This window comes from Pseudomonas sp. MIL19 (assembly GCF_028680365.1).
GTDB classification, from domain to species: domain Bacteria; phylum Pseudomonadota; class Gammaproteobacteria; order Pseudomonadales; family Pseudomonadaceae; genus Aquipseudomonas; species Aquipseudomonas spirodelae.
In genome coordinates, this window is the sequence record NZ_JAPPVG010000008.1 from 72,127 (window position 1) to 90,287 (window position 18,161).

16 protein-coding genes, 2 tRNA genes and 1 pseudogene are annotated in these 18,161 nt (G+C 60.1%); 14 read left to right on the forward strand and 5 right to left on the reverse strand.

The genetic code is table 11. The features are described from left to right. Positions 1 to 75 precede the first annotated feature (75 nt). Positions 76 to 1,737, reverse strand: coding sequence for an OFA family MFS transporter (locus N1078_RS07815; protein ID WP_274087644.1), 1,662 nt, complete (start codon positions 1,735 to 1,737; stop codon positions 76 to 78). Positions 1,738 to 2,140: 403 nt separating this feature from the next. Here N1078_RS07815 and N1078_RS07820 point away from each other — a divergent pair, with 403 nt between their 5' ends. From N1078_RS07820 to N1078_RS07865, 10 genes are all read left to right on the forward strand, one after another. Further along, a complete protein-coding gene (locus N1078_RS07820; RefSeq protein ID WP_274087645.1) occupies positions 2,141 to 4,366 on the forward strand; it encodes an AsmA family protein in 2,226 nt (741 codons plus the stop codon). After that, entirely contained in the window at positions 4,363 to 5,436 is a 1,074-nt protein-coding gene (gene mutY / locus N1078_RS07825) for an A/G-specific adenine glycosylase (protein ID WP_274087646.1), read from the forward strand. The genes N1078_RS07820 and mutY overlap by 4 nt, the downstream gene beginning before the upstream one ends. Further along, on the forward strand, positions 5,433 to 5,705 hold the full coding sequence (locus N1078_RS07830) for an oxidative damage protection protein (RefSeq protein WP_274087647.1): 273 nt from the start codon (positions 5,433 to 5,435) through the stop codon (positions 5,703 to 5,705). Before mutY ends, N1078_RS07830 begins: the two co-directional genes overlap by 4 nt. 287 nt (positions 5,706 to 5,992) lie before the next feature. Then, positions 5,993 to 6,068: transfer RNA gene (locus tag N1078_RS07835), tRNA-Phe, on the forward strand. A 248-nt stretch (positions 6,069 to 6,316) separates the two neighbouring features. Then, positions 6,317 to 7,090, forward strand: coding sequence for an ABC transporter ATP-binding protein (locus N1078_RS07840; RefSeq protein WP_274087648.1), 774 nt, complete (start codon positions 6,317 to 6,319; stop codon positions 7,088 to 7,090). Between the two features lie 19 nt (positions 7,091 to 7,109). Further along, complete coding sequence (locus tag N1078_RS07845) at positions 7,110 to 7,862, forward strand: ABC transporter substrate-binding protein (RefSeq protein WP_274087649.1); 753 nt, start codon at positions 7,110 to 7,112, stop codon at positions 7,860 to 7,862. Positions 7,863 to 7,913: 51 nt separating this feature from the next. Next, on the forward strand, positions 7,914 to 8,609 hold the full coding sequence (locus N1078_RS07850; protein WP_090254729.1) for an ABC transporter permease: 696 nt from the start codon (positions 7,914 to 7,916) through the stop codon (positions 8,607 to 8,609). Further along, complete coding sequence (locus N1078_RS07855; protein ID WP_274087650.1) at positions 8,606 to 9,376, forward strand: ABC transporter permease; 771 nt, start codon at positions 8,606 to 8,608, stop codon at positions 9,374 to 9,376. The genes N1078_RS07850 and N1078_RS07855 overlap by 4 nt, the downstream gene beginning before the upstream one ends. A gap of 41 nt (positions 9,377 to 9,417) precedes the next feature. After that, positions 9,418 to 10,692 carry a methyltransferase gene (locus tag N1078_RS07860; RefSeq protein ID WP_274087651.1) on the forward strand — a complete coding sequence of 425 codons (1,275 nt, stop codon included), beginning with the start codon at positions 9,418 to 9,420 and terminating at the stop codon, positions 10,690 to 10,692. Between the two features lie 248 nt (positions 10,693 to 10,940). Further along, positions 10,941 to 11,016 (forward strand) — tRNA-Thr (locus N1078_RS07865). An 899-nt stretch (positions 11,017 to 11,915) separates the two neighbouring features. On the opposite strand, the gene N1078_RS07870 is transcribed toward N1078_RS07865, so the two are convergent. Beyond that, positions 11,916 to 12,179, reverse strand: coding sequence for a helix-turn-helix domain-containing protein (locus N1078_RS07870; protein ID WP_143508064.1), 264 nt, complete (start codon positions 12,177 to 12,179; stop codon positions 11,916 to 11,918). A 97-nt stretch (positions 12,180 to 12,276) separates the two neighbouring features. Between N1078_RS07870 and N1078_RS07875 the strand changes: the two genes are divergently transcribed. The 3 genes from N1078_RS07875 to N1078_RS07885 all read left to right on the forward strand — a co-directional run bounded on the left by N1078_RS07875 (position 12,277) and on the right by N1078_RS07885 (position 13,787). After that, a complete protein-coding gene (locus N1078_RS07875; RefSeq protein ID WP_143508063.1) occupies positions 12,277 to 12,738 on the forward strand; it encodes a hypothetical protein in 462 nt (153 codons plus the stop codon). Positions 12,739 to 12,753: 15 nt separating this feature from the next. Next, positions 12,754 to 13,161, forward strand: a complete 408-nt coding sequence (locus N1078_RS07880; RefSeq protein WP_143508062.1) for a hypothetical protein — start codon at positions 12,754 to 12,756, stop codon at positions 13,159 to 13,161. 227 nt (positions 13,162 to 13,388) lie between these two features. Beyond that, a complete protein-coding gene (locus N1078_RS07885) occupies positions 13,389 to 13,787 on the forward strand; it encodes a DUF6957 family protein (RefSeq protein WP_260678994.1) in 399 nt (132 codons plus the stop codon). A 128-nt stretch (positions 13,788 to 13,915) separates the two neighbouring features. Here the strand turns inward: N1078_RS07885 and N1078_RS07890 are convergent, their stop codons facing one another. Next, positions 13,916 to 14,872 (reverse strand): SDR family oxidoreductase, encoded by a 957-nt coding sequence (locus N1078_RS07890; RefSeq protein ID WP_274087689.1) that lies wholly within the window; start codon positions 14,870 to 14,872, stop codon positions 13,916 to 13,918. A 254-nt stretch (positions 14,873 to 15,126) separates the two neighbouring features. Between N1078_RS07890 and N1078_RS07895 the strand changes: the two are divergent. Further along, a pseudogene (locus N1078_RS07895) lies at positions 15,127 to 16,032 on the forward strand (LysR family transcriptional regulator). A gap of 266 nt (positions 16,033 to 16,298) precedes the next feature. On the opposite strand, the gene N1078_RS07900 reads toward N1078_RS07895, so the two are convergent. Together N1078_RS07900 and malK are read right to left on the reverse strand one after the other, a co-directional pair. Continuing rightward, positions 16,299 to 16,934, reverse strand: a complete 636-nt coding sequence (locus N1078_RS07900) for a glutathione S-transferase family protein (RefSeq protein ID WP_274087652.1) — start codon at positions 16,932 to 16,934, stop codon at positions 16,299 to 16,301. A gap of 107 nt (positions 16,935 to 17,041) precedes the next feature. After that, complete coding sequence (malK, locus tag N1078_RS07905; RefSeq protein WP_274087653.1) at positions 17,042 to 18,157, reverse strand: maltose/maltodextrin ABC transporter ATP-binding protein MalK; 1,116 nt, start codon at positions 18,155 to 18,157, stop codon at positions 17,042 to 17,044. Between the last annotated feature and the right edge of the window lie 4 nt (positions 18,158 to 18,161).

The following is an 18,161-nucleotide window of genomic DNA, read 5'->3' on the forward strand; positions in this document are numbered from 1 at the left end:
AGCAAGGCCCGCAGATAGCAAAAATCCCGCTGACGAACACAGCCGCCAGCGGGATTTTGCGGTGCTACGCGCGACTTACTGGAACAGCGTCGCGGTCTTTTGCAGGGTGATCCAGATGCCCCATGCCAGCGGCAGCCCGACAACCAGCCAGGCGGCAATGGCCAGCGGCTTGGACGCCGGATCGGCCGACCATTCCAGCACAGCCACTTCACCGCGTTTGGCGTCATGGCTCAGCGCACGCTCGGCAGCCAGTTCGGCTTCGCTCATGAAGTACTTGTCCGCTACCGGGCGCACCAACAGGTTGCAAATAAAGCCCAGCACCAGCAGGCCGGCAAGGATGTACAGGGTGATGTCATAGGCAGCAGCGCGCTCGACGCCAATGCTCAACTGATACTCACGCAGGTAGTTGACCAGCACCGGTCCCAGCACCCCAGCTGCCGCCCACGCGGTGAGCAAACGACCGTGAATAGCACCGACCATCTGCGTGCCGAACAAGTCGGCGAGATAGGCCGGCACCGTGGCAAAGCCACCGCCATACATCGACAGGATGATGCCAAACGCCAATACGAACAGCGCCAGGCTGCCCAACTGCCCCAACAGCGGCACGGCGGCATAGAGCGCAAAGCCCAGGCCGAAGAACACGAAGTAGGTGGCTTTACGGCCGATAAAGTCCGAGCAAGAGGCCCAGAAGAAGCGACCACCGATATTGAACAGGCTGAGCAGGCCAGTGAAACCGGCTGCAATGGCCGCAATCTGCCCCAACTGCACGGCGCTCAACTCGTTAAACGACAGCTCATTACCCAGCAACTGCCCGGCAAACACTTCCTGTAACAGCGGTGACGCCATGCCGATAATGCCGATACCCGCCGATACGTTAAGGCACAGCACCGCCCAGACCAGACGGAACTGCGGGGTTTTCCAGGCAACGCTGACGTGCACGTGGCGATTGGTGATCATGCTGTTACCCGCCTTAGCCGCAGGCGCCGTCCAGCCGGCCGGTTTCCAACCAGTAGGCGGCACACGGTAGGCCAGCGCGCCGCCAACCATAAAGACGAAGTAGATGATCGCCATGACCACGAAGCTCTGCCATACACCAACGCCCGTGTCGCTGGCGAAGTGACTCATCAGCTCAGCCGCCAACGGTGCACCCACCATTGCCCCGCCACCGAAGCCCATGATCGCCATACCGGTGGCCATGCCGCGCTTGTCCGGGAACCACTTAATCAGCGTCGACACCGGCGAGATATAGCCCAGACCCAGGCCAATACCACCGATCACCCCAGACCCCAACCACAGCAACCAGATTTGGTGATGGTAGATACCCAGCGCGGAAATCAGCAAGCCACCGCACCAGCACATAGCCGATACCAAACCAGCCTTACGCGGGCCGGCATGCTCCAACCAACCACCCCAAACGGCCGCAGAACAGCCGAGAAAAACGAAGAACAGCGTGTAGATCCAGCCCAGCATGGAAATCTGCCAATCGCAGTTGCTGGCAAAAATCCGCTCAAAGAAGCCAATATCCGCCGCACAAGCCAGCGGCGCATCGATACCGACAGCCTTTGACAGCGGCAACCAGAAGACCGAAAAACCATAAGCCATACCAATACACAAATGGATGGCCAATGCGGCTGGCGGCACCAGCCAGCGGTTGAAACCAGGCGTCGCGATGATGCGTTCCTTAGACAGAAAGGCAGGCGCCGCCGAAGCGCCGTCTAGGACGAGAGCGTCAGTCATAGCAATGCTCTCTTCTTATAGTGTGCAGGCAAGGCACTGGGCTTTAACGCGGGCAGAATAGCTCGCGCAGCGGCGAGACTAGCATTGCAGCGATACGCCTCGGACACATGGCGCATTATTCATTAGTCGTATAGCAACCACCAGGCAACGGCGACCCGCTAACAGTACGCACACCGCAGGGAACCGGCCGTCAACCTGCCTATCCAAGTGCCACAGCAGAACGCCCAGCAATGCACCACAGCCTGCTTGCTCACGCTCAACGCCTTGGCGCAGCGGTAAAAGCCGCTTGCAAAAAACGCCAGGCAAACGCAAGTGTCGGCGGCCCGGACAAAAACACTGCCGCTATACTGACCGGCTTAAATTGCTGCTCTTTACTCTTCAGCTTCGAAACAAGGATTCGCACATGAAAGCGCTCGGCAAAATTATCGGCCTGTTTTTTCTAGGGCTCTTGCTGATCATCGTGGCGCTGGGCTTTGCCCTCACCCACCTGTTCGATCCCAACGATTACAAAGACGAAATCCGCCAACTGGCCCGCGACAAGGCCAATCTAGAGCTGACCCTCAAGGGCGATATCGGCTGGAGCCTGTTCCCCTGGCTCGGCCTGGAGCTGACCGACGCCAGCCTCGCCAGCCTCAGCACCCCAGAGCAACCTTTTGCCGACCTGCGCCTGCTTGGCCTATCGGTGCGCGTGCTGCCGCTGCTGCGCAAAGAAGTGCAGATGAGCGATATCCGCATCGACGGCCTCAACCTCAATCTACAGCGCGACGAAAAAGGCCACAGCAACTGGGAAGATGTCGGCAAACCGAAAACCGCCGAGACCACACCTGACGCCGTGACGGGCGACAGCGCACAAACTGCAAGAGCAACACCTGAGCCAGAGAACAACAGCCAGCCACTAAAACTGGATATCGACAGCCTGATCGTCAACAGCGCCCGCATCGACTACCTCGACGCACAGAAGGGCCAACAATTCAGCGCCGAAAGCATCCAGCTGACCACCGGGGCCATCCGTGAGGGCGCCGGCATACCCGTCAAACTCAGCGCCTTCTTTGGCCTCAACAAGCCGGTATTGCGCGCCCGCAGTGAACTGCAGGGCGAACTACGTTTCGACCGGGCGCTCAAGCGCTACCAGCTGGAAGATGCCAAGTTCTCCGGCGAAGTCTCCGGCGAACCCTTTGACGGTCAAACGCTGACCTACTCCGCCCAAGGCCAACTGCTGGTTGACCTGGCCGCCCAGGTCGCCGAATGGAATGGCCTGAAACTGTCCGCCAATCAGCTGCGCGCCCTCGGCGAGCTGAAAGTGCGCGACCTCGACACCCAGCCAAAACTCAGCGGCGGGCTGTCCATCGCCCCGCTCAACCTGCGCGAGTTCCTCACCACTATCGGCCAGAAACTGCCGCCGATGAATGATGAGAAAACCCTCAGCCAATTCGAACTGGTCACCCGCCTCAGCGGCACCGCCAACAGCCTGACCCTCGAAGACCTCAAGCTAACCCTCGACGACAGCCATTTCAGCGGCCAGCTGGCGATTGCCGACTTCGCCAAGCAAGCCCTGCGCATGCAACTCAAAGGCGACCAACTGAACCTCGACCGCTACCTGCCAGCCCCGGCCAAAGACGCCAAAGACGCCGGCGCGGCGCGCCAGGCCGAAGTTAAAGCCAGTGTCGCCAGTGCCGGCGAAAGCGGCAGCACACCACTGCCCGACGCGCCGACGCAGCATGCCTGGAGCAGCAGCGAAATCCTGCCGATCGCCACCTTGCGCAAACTCGATGCACAGCTCGATCTCGACCTAGACCAGTTCACCGTACAGCAACAAGCCATCAGCAACTTCAGCGCCAAAGCACAGGCCAAAGCGGGCTTGCTGACCCTTGAAAACGCCCGCGGCAGCATTGGTAACGGTAGCTTCGACGCCAAAGCCAGCATCGACGCAAGACCTGCCACGCCACTGCTCAGTGTGCAAAAGAACCTGCGCGGCATTCAGATCGAACCCTTCCTGAAAAAGCCCGACCAGCCTTCCCCGGTCAAAGGCCTGCTCGACCTCAACGCCACCCTCAGCACCAGCGGTAACAGCCAGCGCGCCTGGGTGGACGGACTCAACGGCGACGCCAGCTTCCTGCTCAATGACGGCGTGCTGGTCGACGCCAACCTGGAACAGCAGCTGTGCCGCGGCATCGCCACCCTCAACCGTAAGGCCCTGAGCAGCGACCCGCGCGGCAAAGACACGCCCTTCGAAACCCTGCAGGGCAGCCTGACCGTGCGTAACGGCGTGGCCCACAACCCAGACCTCAAGGCGCGCATTCCAGGCTTGGCGGTCAGCGGTAATGGTGATGTGGACCTGCGCATCCTCGGCCTCGATTACCGCGTTGGCATCACCATTACCGGTGATCAGCGCGAGATGCCCGATCCGGCCTGCCAGGTCAACGAACGCTATGTCGGTATCGAATGGCCCGTGCGCTGTCGCGGTCCGCTGGAAATGGGCGGCAAGGCCTGCCGCCTGGATCAGGACGGCCTGGGTAAAGTCGCCGCCAAACTGGCCGGCAACAAGCTCAACGAGAAGATCGAAGAAAAACTCGGTGACAAGGTCAGCCCCGAGCTGAAAGACGCACTCAAGGGCCTGTTCAACCGATGAGCCCTGTACAGTTTTCTACCGCTGTACTCGACTGGTATGACAGCCACGGACGCAAGGACCTGCCCTGGCAACAGGGCATCACCCCTTATCGCGTGTGGGTCTCGGAGATCATGCTGCAGCAGACCCAGGTCAGCACCGTACTCGGCTACTTCGACCGCTTTATGGCCGCATTACCGACGGTGAGCGACCTGGCCGCCGCGCCGGAAGACGAAGTGCTGCACCTGTGGACCGGCCTCGGTTACTACACCCGCGCACGCAACCTGCAAAAGACCGCACAGATCGTAATGCGCGAGCATGCCGGTGAGTTCCCCCGCGATGTCGACCAGCTCACCGAGCTTCCTGGTATCGGCCGCTCCACCGCCGGCGCCATTGCCAGCCTCAGCATGGGCCTGCGCGCACCGATCCTCGACGGCAACGTCAAGCGCGTACTGGCGCGCTACGTAGCTCAGGAAGGCTATCCGGGCGAACCGAAAGTAGCCAAGCAGCTGTGGGATGTGGCCGAGCGTTTCACCCCGCAGGCGCGGGTGAACCACTACACCCAGGCAATGATGGATCTGGGCGCCACCCTCTGCACGCGCAGCAAACCCAGCTGCCTACTCTGCCCGTTAAAAAGCGGCTGCCAGGCGCACCTACTCGGCCTAGAGATTCGTTACCCCATCCCCAAGCCCCGCAAAACGCTGCCGCAAAGGCGCACGCTGATGCCGATCCTCGCCAACCACCAAGGCGAGGTCTTGCTCTACCGCCGCCCTTCCAGCGGCCTTTGGGGCGGCCTATGGAGCTTGCCCGAGCTCGACAACCTGCAAAGCCTGGACGACCTGGCCAGCCGTCACGGCTTGCAGCTGGGCACGCGCCAGATGCAAGCCGAACTGACCCACACCTTCAGCCACTTCCAGCTGGCTATCGAACCCTGGCTGATCCAAGTCGACGCCGCGCCGACCGCCGTGGCCGAGGCCGATTGGCTCTGGTATAACCTCGCCACCCCGCCGCGCCTGGGCCTTGCCGCCCCAGTAAAGAAACTGCTGAAACGCGCGGCCGATGCACTCGCAGCCAATACTGGAGAAACGCCATGACCCGCACCGTACAGTGCCGCAAACACAAGCAAGAACTCCCCGGCCTGGAGCGCCCACCATACCCCGGCGCCAAAGGTGAAGACATCTTCAACAACGTCTCCAAGCAAGCCTGGGAAGAGTGGCAAAAACACCAGACCCTGCTGATCAACGAGCGTCGCCTGAACATGATGAACGCCGAAGACCGCAAGTTCCTCCAAACCGAGATGGATAAATTCCTCTCCGGCGAGGAGTACGCCCAGGCCGAAGGCTACGTGCCGCCGAGCGCATAACCCGGTATACCGTGGGCGGCATGTTAGCGTGCGACCTCATCCGCAATACGCGCGACTAACTAAAAGCCCCGCCCACGACCCACACCCTGCAACCGCAGGGCCGATGCCGCTTCACCCTCCCAGCAAACCGCATATCACCGCCTACAAACATCCTCCCGGACAGCATCCAAACCACCCCGCGTCACCCACCATTTCCCACCATCCGAACCTAACCGCCCGTATTAATTAAATATTTTTTAAACTCACGCTTGACACACACCCTTCAAATCCGTCTAATACGCCCCGTTGCCCGGGTAGCTCAGTCGGTAGAGCAGGGGATTGAAAATCCCCGTGTCGGCGGTTCGATTCCGTCCCCGGGCACCAAAATACCGAGAAACCCCAAGCGAAGTTAAATTCCTTGGGGTTTTTTATTGCCTACGATTTTTTGCGCCCCACTCAGCGCCACAATTGTGTGCGAGCGACAGCCAACTGCAGCAAGGCGACAGGCTGACCAGCTAAGCGCCCCACGTCAGGTAAACGGCTTGGCGGTCAGCGAAACGCTATGCTAGCTTGGCGCCTCGCCAGGAACGCTACGAAAGGCCTGAGCGCCCCGAATAACAAGAGGACACCCCATGGCCGAGGCCACGCCTGCGCTGGAAATTCGCGATCTGCATAAACGCTACGGCGACCTTGAGGTGCTCAAGGGCATTTCTCTCACTGCCCGCGACGGCGATGTGATTTCCATCCTCGGCTCCTCAGGCTCCGGTAAGTCGACCTTTCTGCGCTGCATCAACCTGCTGGAAAACCCGCACAAGGGGCAGATCATTCTTGCCGGCGAAGAGCTCAAGCTTAAAGCGGCGAAGAACGGCGACCTTATTGCCTCCGACAACAAGCAGATCAATCGCCTGCGCAGCGAAATTGGCTTTGTCTTCCAGAATTTCAATTTGTGGCCGCACATGAGCGTGCTCGATAACATCATCGAGGCACCGCGCCGCGTATTGGGGCAGAGCAAAGCTGAGGCCATTGAAGTGGCCGAAGCGCTGCTGGCCAAGGTCGGGATTGCCGACAAGCGCCACATTTACCCGAATCAACTGTCTGGCGGCCAGCAACAGCGGGCGGCGATTGCCCGCACCCTGGCCATGCAGCCGAAAGTCATCCTGTTCGATGAGCCCACTTCGGCTCTTGACCCGGAAATGGTACAAGAAGTGCTTAATGTGATCCGCGCACTCGCCGAGGAAGGCCGCACCATGCTGCTGGTGACTCACGAGATGGGCTTTGCCCGCCAAGTATCCAGCGAAGTGGTGTTCCTGCATCAAGGCCTGGTCGAAGAACAGGGCTCCCCGGAGCAGGTGTTCGACAACCCGAACTCGGCGCGCTGCAAACAATTCATGTCCAGCAATCACTAAACACACGGAGCAACTACGCATGCAGAACTACAAGAAAATCCTGCTGGCCGCTGCCGCCACCCTGGCTTTCGGCACCAGCGCCGTCGCTGCTGACAAACTGAAACTTGGCACCGAAGGCGCCTACCCACCGTTCAACCTGATTGACGCCAGCGGCCAGGTCGGCGGCTTTGACGTAGAAATCGGCCAGGCCCTGTGCGCCAAGATGAAGACTGAGTGCGAAGTGGTCACCTCCGACTGGGACGGCATCATTCCAGCCCTGAACGCGAAGAAGTTCGACTTCCTGATCGCCTCCATGTCGATCACTGACGAGCGCAAAGTAGCCGTTGACTTCACCGACCCGTACTACACCAACAAGCTGCAGTTCATCGCCCCTAAAGGCGGCGACTTCAAAACCGACAAAGCCAGCCTGAAAAACAAAGTGATCGGCGCACAGCGCGCCACCATCGCCGGCACCTGGCTGGAAGACAACCTCGATGGCGTGGTCGATATCAAGCTGTACGACACCCAGGAAAACGCCTACCTCGACCTGTCTTCGGGCCGTCTCGACGGCGTCCTGGCTGACACCTTCGTCAACTGGGAATGGCTGAAGAGCGATGCCGGTAAAAACTTCGAGTTCAAGGGCGAGCCGGTATTCGACAACGACAAGATCGGCATCGCCGTGCGCAAGGGCGATGCTCTGCGCGAGAAGCTGAACGCCGCCCTTGCCGAAATCGTGGCTGACGGCACCTACAAGAAAATCAACGACAAGTACTTCCCGTTCAGCATCTACTAAGCTGCCGGCACTGCGTCGCCCGCCCGGGCGGCGCAGGCTTCTGAGCCTCCTATGAATTTCGATCTTTACGGATTCGGTCCAGCCCTGGCTGCCGGCACCCTGATGACTATCAAGCTGGCGCTCAGCGCGCTGTGCCTGGGTCTAGTGCTCGGTTTGCTCGGCGCCCTGGCCAAGACTTCCCCGTACAAGCCGCTGCAATGGCTTGGCGGTACGTATTCGACCATCGTGCGCGGCATTCCCGAGCTGCTCTGGGTATTGCTGATCTATTTCGGCACCGTGCAACTGATGCGCAACCTGGCAGACCTGCTCGGCATCGAAAGCCTTGAGCTGAACGCCTTCGCCGCCGGCACCATCGCCCTCGGCATCTGCTTCGGCGCGTACGCCACCGAGGTGTTTCGCGGCGCAATCCTGGCCATCCCCAAAGGTCACCGCGAAGCCGGCCAAGCGCTGGGCATGTCCAAGCCGCGGATTTTCTGGCGGCTGATCCTGCCGCAGATGTGGCGCATCGCCCTACCCGGTCTCGGCAACCTGTTTATGATTTTGATGAAGGACACCGCGCTGGTGTCAGTGATCGGCTTGGAAGAAATCATGCGCCGCTCGCAAATCGCCGTGACCGCCAGCAAGGAACCTTTCACCTTTTATATGGTGGCGGCCTTTATCTACCTGGGCCTGACCGTGCTGGCGATGATTGGCATGCACTTCCTGGAAAAACGCTCCAGCCGTGGCTTTGTCAGGAGCGCGTCATGAAAAAGACCTCTGAAATAGCCGCCTGGTCGATTGCCGTAGCGCTGATTGCCTACGCACTCTGGGGCGGCCTAACCGCCCTTAACTGGGACGTGATCATCAAATGGCTGCCGCGCCTCTCTGAAGGCGCCCTGCTGACCCTGGAGCTGGTGGCCATTGCGGTTCTCGCCGGGCTGATCCTGGCACTGCCAATGGGCATCGCTCGCGCCTCGCGGCACTGGTATGTGCGCGCCCTGCCCTACGGCTACATCTTCTTCTTCCGTGGCACGCCACTGCTGGTGCAGCTGTTTCTGGTGTATTACGGCCTGGCACAGTTCGATGCGGTGCGCGAAGGTCCGCTCTGGCCCTACCTGCGCTCCCCATACTGGTGCGCTGTACTGACCATGACCATGCACACTGCGGCCTATATCGCCGAGATTCTGCGCGGTGCAATTCAAGCCGTGCCGCCGGGCGAGATCGAAGCCGCCCGCGCTTTGGGCATGTCGCGCGCCAAGACCATGTTCTATATCGTCCTGCCACGGGCGGCGCGTATCGGTCTGCCGGCTTACAGCAACGAAGTGATCCTGATGCTCAAGGCCAGCGCCCTGGCCAGCACCGTGACCCTGTTGGAACTGACTGGCATGGCGCGCACCATCATCGCCCGCACCTACCTGCCAGTGGAGATCTTCTTCGCCGCCGGGATGTTCTACCTATTGATCGCCTTCATCCTGGTCCGGGGCTTTAAGCTGCTGGAGCGCTGGCTGCGCGTCGATGCCTGCCAGGGCCGCTGATTGCCTGAGGGCCAGCGCCCTCAGGCAACACGCCACGTCATATGCCAACGACCACGCCCGCCCTGCCACTCGAAAACGCTGACCTCCTGCAGCGGTTTAACGCACTCGATCGTTTCCTCAGTGAACATCAAGCACTGTGGCGACCACGGCCCTTTGTGCACTATCCGGCGATCCCTTGGGAAGCCGAGCACCCGCAGCTGGCAGCCTGGCTAAAAGCACAGAGCCTCGAGCACGCAGAAGCGGCGCACAACCAGCCACACCTGCTACAAGCGCCCGCACCCTTTGCACAACTAGCGGCACAGGCTCACCAACTGGGCCAAGTGGGCGAATTGGCGCCGCTACCAACACCCGCTTTGCCCGCACGCTTCAGCGCGGACGTACCCGGCCGGAAGTGGCAGCAAATCGACGCCTTCGCCCACCGCCTGAACTTCACCGATAAGCCACTGCACTGGCTGGACTGGTGCGCTGGCAAGGGCCACCTCGGCCGGCGACTGGCGCATAACGGCGCAGTGCTGACCTGCCTGGAATACAACCCAGAACTGATCAAGAGCGGGCAACAACTCAGCAAAAAACTCGGTATCGACGCCGCGCATATTCAGCAAGATGTGCTGGCTGATACTGCGGCAGCGCAGCTACGCGCTCACCACACCCCCGTGGCACTGCATGCCTGTGGCGACCTGCACACGCGCCTGCTGCAACTCGCCAGCCAAGTCGGCTGCCAGCAACTAGCCGTGGCGCCGTGCTGCTACAACCGCATCCGCACGGCGCTCTATCAACCACTGTCGACAAGCGCCCAAGCCTCAGCACTGCAACTGTCCATCGACGATCTAGGTCTGCCGCTCAGCGAAACCGTAACCGCCAGCGCACGGGTACGCCGCCAGCGCGATCAATCCATGGCCAGGCGCCTGGCCTTCGACCTGCTGCAGCGCCAGTTACGCGGCATTGACGCTTACCTACCGATCCCGTCCCTGCCACCCGCCTGGCTGGACAAGCCCTTTGCCGATTACTGCCAAGACCTTGCCGCACTCAAGCAACTGCCCGCAACAACCACAGAGGATTGGCAACAACTGGAGCAAAGGGGCTGGCAACGTCTGGCAGAAGTGCGCAACCTGGAGCTGCTGCGCGGCCTTTTCCGCCGCCCACTGGAAGTCTGGCTGCTACTCGACCGCGCCCTGTTCCTGCAAGAGCAGGGTTACAGCGTGCGCCTTGGCACCTTCTGCGCCCCCCAACAGAGCCCGCGCAACCTGCTACTGCTCGCAGAACGCCAGCCCAAGTTGCCCACAACATCTGTGGATAACTCTGTTGACAGATTCTGAGCAAACCACGCAAACGCCCACCACGGACCGCTAGCACCGAACTGTACATTTTTTTAACCTGTAAATATTTCTCGTAAAAACATGTACTTATCAAATACCGAGAGGTAGCTCACAAAGACTGCGTACGAACGTGCTGAAAACACCTCACATGTGCATAAGCATTTCGCTGCTGATAACTGCCCCCGCATAAAACCCTGCTCGGGCCGCTTTACACGCGCAAATGAATCGATATAATGCGCCCCACAAATGCCGGTATAGCTCAGCTGGTAGAGCAACTGACTTGTAATCAGTAGGTCCCGGGTTCGATTCCTGGTGCCGGCACCATACAAATCAAAGGGTTACGTGAAAACGTAGCCCTTTTTTGTGCCTGAAATTCGGCCCGGGGTAGGATTGGGGTAGGGATTTGACACCCCATGTCCTGCTGGTTAGAAAAAGTCCGCGCCAACCAAAGAACCGCTTGTCGGGAAAATCTCACGCCCAAGCCCATCCTGCGGTGCATTTTCTTTATACGACAACATCGCAAAATGACTTTTTAGCCATCTTGAAGGCCATTCATGGTGAAGGCCTTTTTCGTCCGGATGCCGTAAAGTAGGGTCTTGCACAGCCCCTGAGAGCTGAATAGTGTGAATGGACGGGTCAACAGACCTGACTCCAGGATCACCATGAGCAATTCGTTATGGTGGCTGTATGCGGGGCGCTTCGGCGCACCGAGTTCCTAGAGTCTCGGTCTTCCACACCCGCATACAGCCGCCACCCATCACGTGGAAGTGATGCTGGCGGTCTCTAAAACTCTAGAGGTATCCCTATGCACCCGAGCGACTCATCCCCAGGCTTTACCCCACTCCATGCCAATGAGCACGACAGCCTGCTTGGCTATCGAAGCGACGCCCAAGCTGCCGAACTCTATGACGAAGCCAGGAAACGACAGCACGCTGTTTTAGGCTTACTCTGCGCGCTCAGTGGTACATCCATTTTGAATGAGCTTTCAGACGAGCCACTAGGTGGATGCATGCAAGCGATTCGACTGTTGTGCAGCGATGCTGCAGGTTTGTACTCAGCGGCATGGGAGAGCATGCCGCGAGGCACCGCCTAAAGCACGGTGACCACTTACAAGGGCGTATCCGCCCTACTCAAAGACGAACCCTCACTGGCATCCAGTAACTGGGTAATGTTCGGAGCGGCCACGGAGCAAACCGCTCGTCCATGTTCAAAAGAGGCAGGTGTTACTGACCCGCCCCTTTTGAAACCGAAAGTTCATCCTCAAATCGCTTTACGAACTCAAGCAGATCAAGGCTCAGCACGTGACAGATGTCCCGCAACTGAACAAGGTCGAGCCGGCGCAAACCACGCTCGATATCACTTGTGAAAGACTGGGGCCTGCCAAGCGCTTCGGCGAAGCGCGCCTGAGTCATCCCAGCATCCACGCGACATTGCTTCAGCAGCCTGAGCAAAACCAAATTTTCGTCTCGGTATACTGACTTTTCCAAAAGCCACTCTCCTCCCGACTTGACAGCGTACAAAGGTATATCTAATCTTCATATATCTGATTTATGGATATTCAGATTTAAATTATCGGAGACGCCCATGATCACCACAACACAAACCACATCTGCAGGCGGCAAGCTTCAGCTCAAAATGAACATGGAATCGCTGCAACTCCGTGTGGAACTGAAATCACTGCTTCAGTCGTTCGGCGCACAGCCATCTCTGGCAGAGCTTGCCATCACAGAATTTGGAGGCGAACTCCTTATTGAAGAGACACCGGAAGCTGGGAGCTCGCTCTACTACTTGCCGCTCCGTCTAGCTCCAGATTTTATTGATCACATCCTTGATCAACTCTGTCCGGATAGCAGGCCCGCAGCCATTGAGTGCTTGAACAAGTATCGCGCTGCATGGAGTAGGGCAGATCAAGACACCGAACAGATGCTGGAGAAAAATTCTGATCTACGAAGATCACTACAGCTGCTCAAGAGACAAGATCAGATGGCCTACACCCTGAAGAGGATGCTCTCCTCGCTTCAAAAAAACCGCCAACCGGCCCTCTAAATCAGGGCTGCGATCATGACCACCAAACGTCCAAAAGAGTTTTTAACTCCCACGCCCCAAGAAATCCTGAACGCAATAACCCTCTGGCAGAGCATGCACGGGGCCCCAAACGGGCAAATTACGCGGGTCGCAAGGATGGAACGGGAATTCACGACAGCTTTTGGGGGCAGCTTCGGCACCGTCTCGGTTAATCAATTGCCGCAGGCAATTGATCTACTGTGCAACGTCATTGCCAACCTGGAGCGGTTTAGTTTCAGGACTGCCACCGAGAGACTGGAGCTGATCATGGAGCACCTGGTCACGACAATCGGAAAAGGTTCGGGGCGCGCAGGCTTCGCCGATGCAGAAGCCCTGACGAGCGCACTACAACTCGCGCGACTGGATCCCAACTTCCCTTACACGTACCCCGGTTGGGCTAAATGATATGACCGACCTCAGTCCATTGGCTGAGCTTTTCCGGGTATCAGCCGGCCTATTTCCGGCAGCTCGATGCCGGATAAAAAGGCTCTCAGCTGCGCCTGCAAGCACTTTCCTAGCACGTCAGGCCTGCAACATACAGCAGACGCTATGGCGGTAGTGGGCAGCTAGCTACCTCAGCTATTGCCCGGAATGTCACAAGCCATCCTCAGGGGATGTGGATCACATCAACCATGAATTCACTAAAAGAAATCACAGAGCAACTGAACGCTGTAGGGGTGTCCATGCCCGGCAGTTCCATGTCCGACGAAGAGGCACTCAGCTATGCCCGAAAGAACTTCCCCTATGGAAATTTTTGCCTGGTGCGTGACTGGCTGTGGCTCGATATAGAGACCACGGACGCTCAACGGCATGCCCTGGAGAAGACACAACGCCAGCCGGCTTTGATCTATGCGCACCAGGTTGTCTTCGACAGCGAGCGACGATGGGATGTCGGCGACTTCGTGAGAACTTCGCTACTGCATCAGTTCAGCGAGGGATTTCATTTCAGAACGCTCAATTCTGTGTACCTGCTACTGGGCCCCGGTACTCGCAAGCCTGCTAGCGCCGACACCATCGCATGCCTGATATAAGCCATGGAGTATCCCGGAGAACACACGGGCGTCAACCCGGAGTTGATCATTGATCTGTGAGGAGCAGTAATGCGCCCAATTTCTCCCGAGAATATGCAGAAGGCATGATGACTCTCCTGGCGCAAGGCTCAGCGGTAGCTGACACCGGTCAACTGTTCGCTCAGCGTCCACAGGCGAGCGGCCACTGCAGCGTCTTTCGCGGCTGCCGGTACGCTGGCAAGCCCCAAGGGTCCACGCTTTTCCTCCTCACCGATCGGCCCGTAATAGGCACCGGCCTGCGCCTCGGGCGCAGTGGCTGCGTACAGGGTCGGCAATGCGCCCTGAGCGGCTGTGTGGTAGCGCTCGCGATCCTTGGCCCAGTTGCGTCCGAATTCGCTGTCCAGGCCCGGGCCGCGCTCAATCAGCGAGGTCACGGCGACCCCAGGGTGCGCGGCAAGGCTCTGAATCCCCCAGCCTTGCGCCTCGCTGCGGCGTTGCAGCTCGAAGGCAAACATCAGCGTGGCCAGCTTGGACTGTGCGTAGGCCCCGAACGGGTTGTAGGCCTGCTCGGACTGCAGGTCGTCGAAGTTGATGGCACCGCGCGCGGCCGCGATGCTGGACAGCGTCACCACCCGTGCGCCGTCGCTTTTGCGCAGTAGCGGCAACAGATGGGAGGTCAAGGCGAAGTGGCCCAGGTAGTTGGTGGCCAGTTGCAACTCGAAGCCATCAGCCGAGGTGCCACGCTGTGGGGGGGACATGATCGCTGCGTTATTGATCAGCCCATCGAGGCGCGGCAAGGTGGCGCTAAGGCGTTCACCCAGCACCTTAACCGAGGCCAGATCGGCCAGATCGACCGCCTCGAACTGCACCTGGGCGTCGGTAACCTCCTGCTTGATGCGGGCAATCGCTTCCTCGCCCCGCTGCGGGTTGCGCGCAGCAATCACCACCTGCGCGCCAGCCGCTGCCAGGGCCTTGGCGTCTTCATAGCCCATGCCGCTGGTGCCGCCGGTGACCAGAAAGATACGCCCGCTCTGCGACGGCATATCCGCCAGGCTCCAATCCGGCTTGGGCTGACTCTGGGCGCTGGCGATGCCGACTTCCAGCATGCAGCTCAAGGCCAGGCCAATAGTTGCCAGGCCTTTGCGCCAAGCAGTGCTGGCGGTACGTATGGGTTCCATCTGCAGGGTTGTGCTTGTCATTGTTCGATCCTCACGTAGGGAATGACCTGACGAACCGCTACAAGGCGGCGCGTCGACCTGAGGCATTGTTCACCCATGGATTGCTAGCGATAAGCCGTACTGAAATGGACGCTGTGTACGGCCAGCCGTACAATCCGCGTTTCCTCTTTTGGAGAACGGCCATGCGCCAGCCCAACCTGACCGATGTCGCACTCTTTGCAGCGGTAGTGGAAGCCGGCGGTTTCCGGGTGGCGGCGCAGTAAAGGGGCATGTCCGCATCGTCCATCAGCGATTGTGTCCGCCGGCTGGAAAGTGATCTGGGCATCAGGCTGCTCAATCGCAACACCCGCAGCGTATTCCCGACAGAAGTCGGTGCTCGTCTGCTGGAGCGGCTACGCCCTGCCCTCGATGAAATCGGCGCAGCCTTCAACGACCTCGATGACAACGCGCTCCGCCCGGTCGGCACCCTGCGCCTTAACGTGCCGGTTCCTGTCGCGCGCTTCGTACTGCCCAAGCTGATCCCCAGATTTCTCGAGCACTACCCTGGGGTCAGCGTGGAAGTGGCGATGGATAACACCTTTATCGATGTCATCGCTGCCGGCTACGACGCGGGCGTGCGCTACGAGGAAAGTCTGGCCAAGGACATGATTGCCGTGCCCATCGGCCCGCGGTACCAGCGCTTCGTCGCCGCCGCATCGCCCGAGTATCTGCAGAAAAACGGCACACCGCTGCACCCCCGCGACCTGCTCAACCACCGCCTGATCGGTCATCGCTTCGAGAGCGGCAAACTGGGGGTGTGGGAGTTTGAAAAAGACGGCACCACCATACGCGTGCCGCCGCAGGGGCCACTGCTCAGCTCATCCCAAGACCTCGAAGTAGGTGCCGCGATAGGCGGTGTGGGGATTATCTACACCTTCGAGGAATACCTCGGGCCCTTGATCAAGCAAGGCACGCTATTGCCGGTACTGGAAGACTGGTGGCAAGCCTTCGACGGCCCCTACCTGTATTACAACGACCGTCGGCATGTGCCTTCGCCACTTAGGGCATTCGTGGATTTTCTCAAAACCGAGGCCCAAGCAGGCCTTTAGAGGATGTGTTTGTGGGCAGCGGACGCTGATATCTCGGCCGGCGTGCCGCCGGAATCACTGAGTTCTTCCAGGCGGGATTGATGCATGGGTGGTTTTGCACGCTGACGCCTGGGATTCCCCGCCCCGGCAGCAGAACGCAGTCGATATAGGCGAGCGCTGACGCGGGCTGCACCGCCGGGCAACGAGCACTGGTGCGCGCAGCACACCCTACGGGTAAAGCATGGGCGCGCAATCCGCTGTAAGAGCGCCGCCGGCCTTGTTGGCGATCAGGCCGAGGCGCTGCAGGTGCCGATACCGTGGGGCGCGGCGCGAAAGGACGGCAGGCGTTCGGCGCGAGCTGAAAGCTCGGCCAGCGCCGGATACTGCGCCGGCTCGATCAGTTCGGGCAGCATCTGCACCGCGAACTGCCAAGCCACCGCGGTGGTCACTGCGGCCTGGTCGATAGTTGCCTCGCTCAACTCAGGCACCCGCCCCGCCCACTCATCCTGCAGCGCCTGGCAGGCCGCTCGCAGCTGGCCGACCACCCGATCCAGCCAGGGCTGGTGCAGATTCTCCTGCGGTCGCAGATTGTGCTCGTAGACCACTTGCACGCTTTTCTCGCAGGCGGCCAGCGCCAGGCCGATGATGCGCAGCGCCCGCACTCTTTCCACCAGCCCACTTGGCATCAGGCTTCGGGGAGCGGCCAGGGTTTCGGCGTAGTCGAGAATCAACCCGGAGTCCATCAGCACGGTGCCGTCGTCGCAGATCAGCGTCGGTGCCTTGACCAGCGGGTTGATCCGCTGGAATTCAGCGAAGGTGCTGAACACCGAGAGCGGCCGGTGCTCGAAGCGCAACTCAAGCAATTGCAGGGAGATCGCCACACGGCGGACGTAGGGTGAGTCGAGCATTCCGATCAATTGCATGGCGGCTCCTTGCGCACAAGAGGGTAGCGCCGCAGCTTACCCCGTAGAGAACACCGCGCGCACCACTGCTCCTTGCCCTGGCACACGCGGTCTCCACACCCCTGGTTTCAGCCGTAGATCGCCGGCTCGCGGTAGTGCCGTGGGCAGGCCTGGCCGTTGGCGCGGAACAGGTGGCATTTGCTGGCCATCAGGCCGGCGGCGAAGGTCTGCCCGACCGCAACCCGCAGGTTGCCGTCGCCACGCACCGTGACCATCTCATCGACCCCTTCCAGGGTCAGGTAGATCAGGTTGTGATCGCCCAGGCGCTCGGCCACGGCGACCTCACCGTGGAAGGCAAAATCGGCCTGTTCGGGGGCGACGAAGTGCTCCGGACGCACGCCCAGGGTCATCTCCTCGCCGACTTCCACGGCACTGCCGTCGACCAGCACCGGCATGCGGTAACCGCCGGGCATCTCGATCTCCACCGCCTCGCTGCTGGCGGCGAGCGCCCTGACCTTGAGGAAGTTCATCTGCGGCGAGCCGAGGAAGCCGGCGACGAACTGGCTCTGTGGATAATGGTAGAGCTGCAGCGGCTGGCCGATCTGGACGATCTCTCCGGCGTTGAGCACCACAATCTTGTCGGCCATGGTCATGGCTTCGACCTGGTCGTGGGTGACGTAGACCATGGTGGCCTTGAGGCGCTGGTGCAGGCGCGAGATCTCGATACGCATCTGCACCCGCAGGGAGGCATCGAGGTTCGACAGCGGCTCGTCGAACAGGAACACCTTGGGCTCGCGCACCAGGGTGCGGCCGATGGCCACGCGCTGACGCTGGCCGCCGGAGAGGTCCTTGGGCCGGCGCTCAAGCAGCTTGTCGAGCTGCAGGATGCGCGAGACCTCGGCGACCTTGCGCTGGATCACGCCCTTGTCGACCTTGGCCAGCTTGAGGCCGAAGGCCATGTTTTCGGCCACCGTCATATGCGGATAGAGGGCATAGGACTGGAACACCATGCCCACCGACCTGTCCATCGGCGGCAGCTCGTTGACCCGCTGACCGTCGATCAGCAGGTCGCCAGACGTGATGTCCTCGAGGCCGGCGATCAGGCGCAGCAGGGTCGACTTGCCGCAGCCGGAAGGACCGACGAAGACCACGAATTCACCGTCCTCGATGTCCAGGTTGATATCGCGGGTAATCGCGGTGCCGTCGTAGCTTTTGCAGATATTGCGCAGGGTGAGACTAGCCATATGA

Coding starts and splice junctions, on each gene's coding strand:
- N1078_RS07855 (WP_274087650.1), top strand. CDS start 8,606: ATGAAAAAGACCTCTGAAATAGCCGCCTGGTCGATTGCCGTAGCGCTG.
- malK (WP_274087653.1), bottom strand. CDS start 18,157: ATGGCTAGTCTCACCCTGCGCAATATCTGCAAAAGCTACGACGGCACC.
- N1078_RS07815 (WP_274087644.1), bottom strand. CDS start 1,737: ATGACTGACGCTCTCGTCCTAGACGGCGCTTCGGCGGCGCCTGCCTTT.
- N1078_RS07840 (WP_274087648.1), top strand. CDS start 6,317: ATGGCCGAGGCCACGCCTGCGCTGGAAATTCGCGATCTGCATAAACGC.
- N1078_RS07860 (WP_274087651.1), top strand. CDS start 9,418: ATGCCAACGACCACGCCCGCCCTGCCACTCGAAAACGCTGACCTCCTG.
- mutY (WP_274087646.1), top strand. CDS start 4,363: ATGAGCCCTGTACAGTTTTCTACCGCTGTACTCGACTGGTATGACAGC.
- N1078_RS07875 (WP_143508063.1), top strand. CDS start 12,277: ATGATCACCACAACACAAACCACATCTGCAGGCGGCAAGCTTCAGCTC.
- N1078_RS07850 (WP_090254729.1), top strand. CDS start 7,914: ATGAATTTCGATCTTTACGGATTCGGTCCAGCCCTGGCTGCCGGCACC.
- N1078_RS07900 (WP_274087652.1), bottom strand. CDS start 16,934: ATGCAATTGATCGGAATGCTCGACTCACCCTACGTCCGCCGTGTGGCG.
- N1078_RS07880 (WP_143508062.1), top strand. CDS start 12,754: ATGACCACCAAACGTCCAAAAGAGTTTTTAACTCCCACGCCCCAAGAA.
- N1078_RS07820 (WP_274087645.1), top strand. CDS start 2,141: ATGAAAGCGCTCGGCAAAATTATCGGCCTGTTTTTTCTAGGGCTCTTG.
- N1078_RS07885 (WP_260678994.1), top strand. CDS start 13,389: ATGAATTCACTAAAAGAAATCACAGAGCAACTGAACGCTGTAGGGGTG.
- N1078_RS07890 (WP_274087689.1), bottom strand. CDS start 14,872: ATGCTGGAAGTCGGCATCGCCAGCGCCCAGAGTCAGCCCAAGCCGGAT.
- N1078_RS07845 (WP_274087649.1), top strand. CDS start 7,110: ATGCAGAACTACAAGAAAATCCTGCTGGCCGCTGCCGCCACCCTGGCT.
- N1078_RS07830 (WP_274087647.1), top strand. CDS start 5,433: ATGACCCGCACCGTACAGTGCCGCAAACACAAGCAAGAACTCCCCGGC.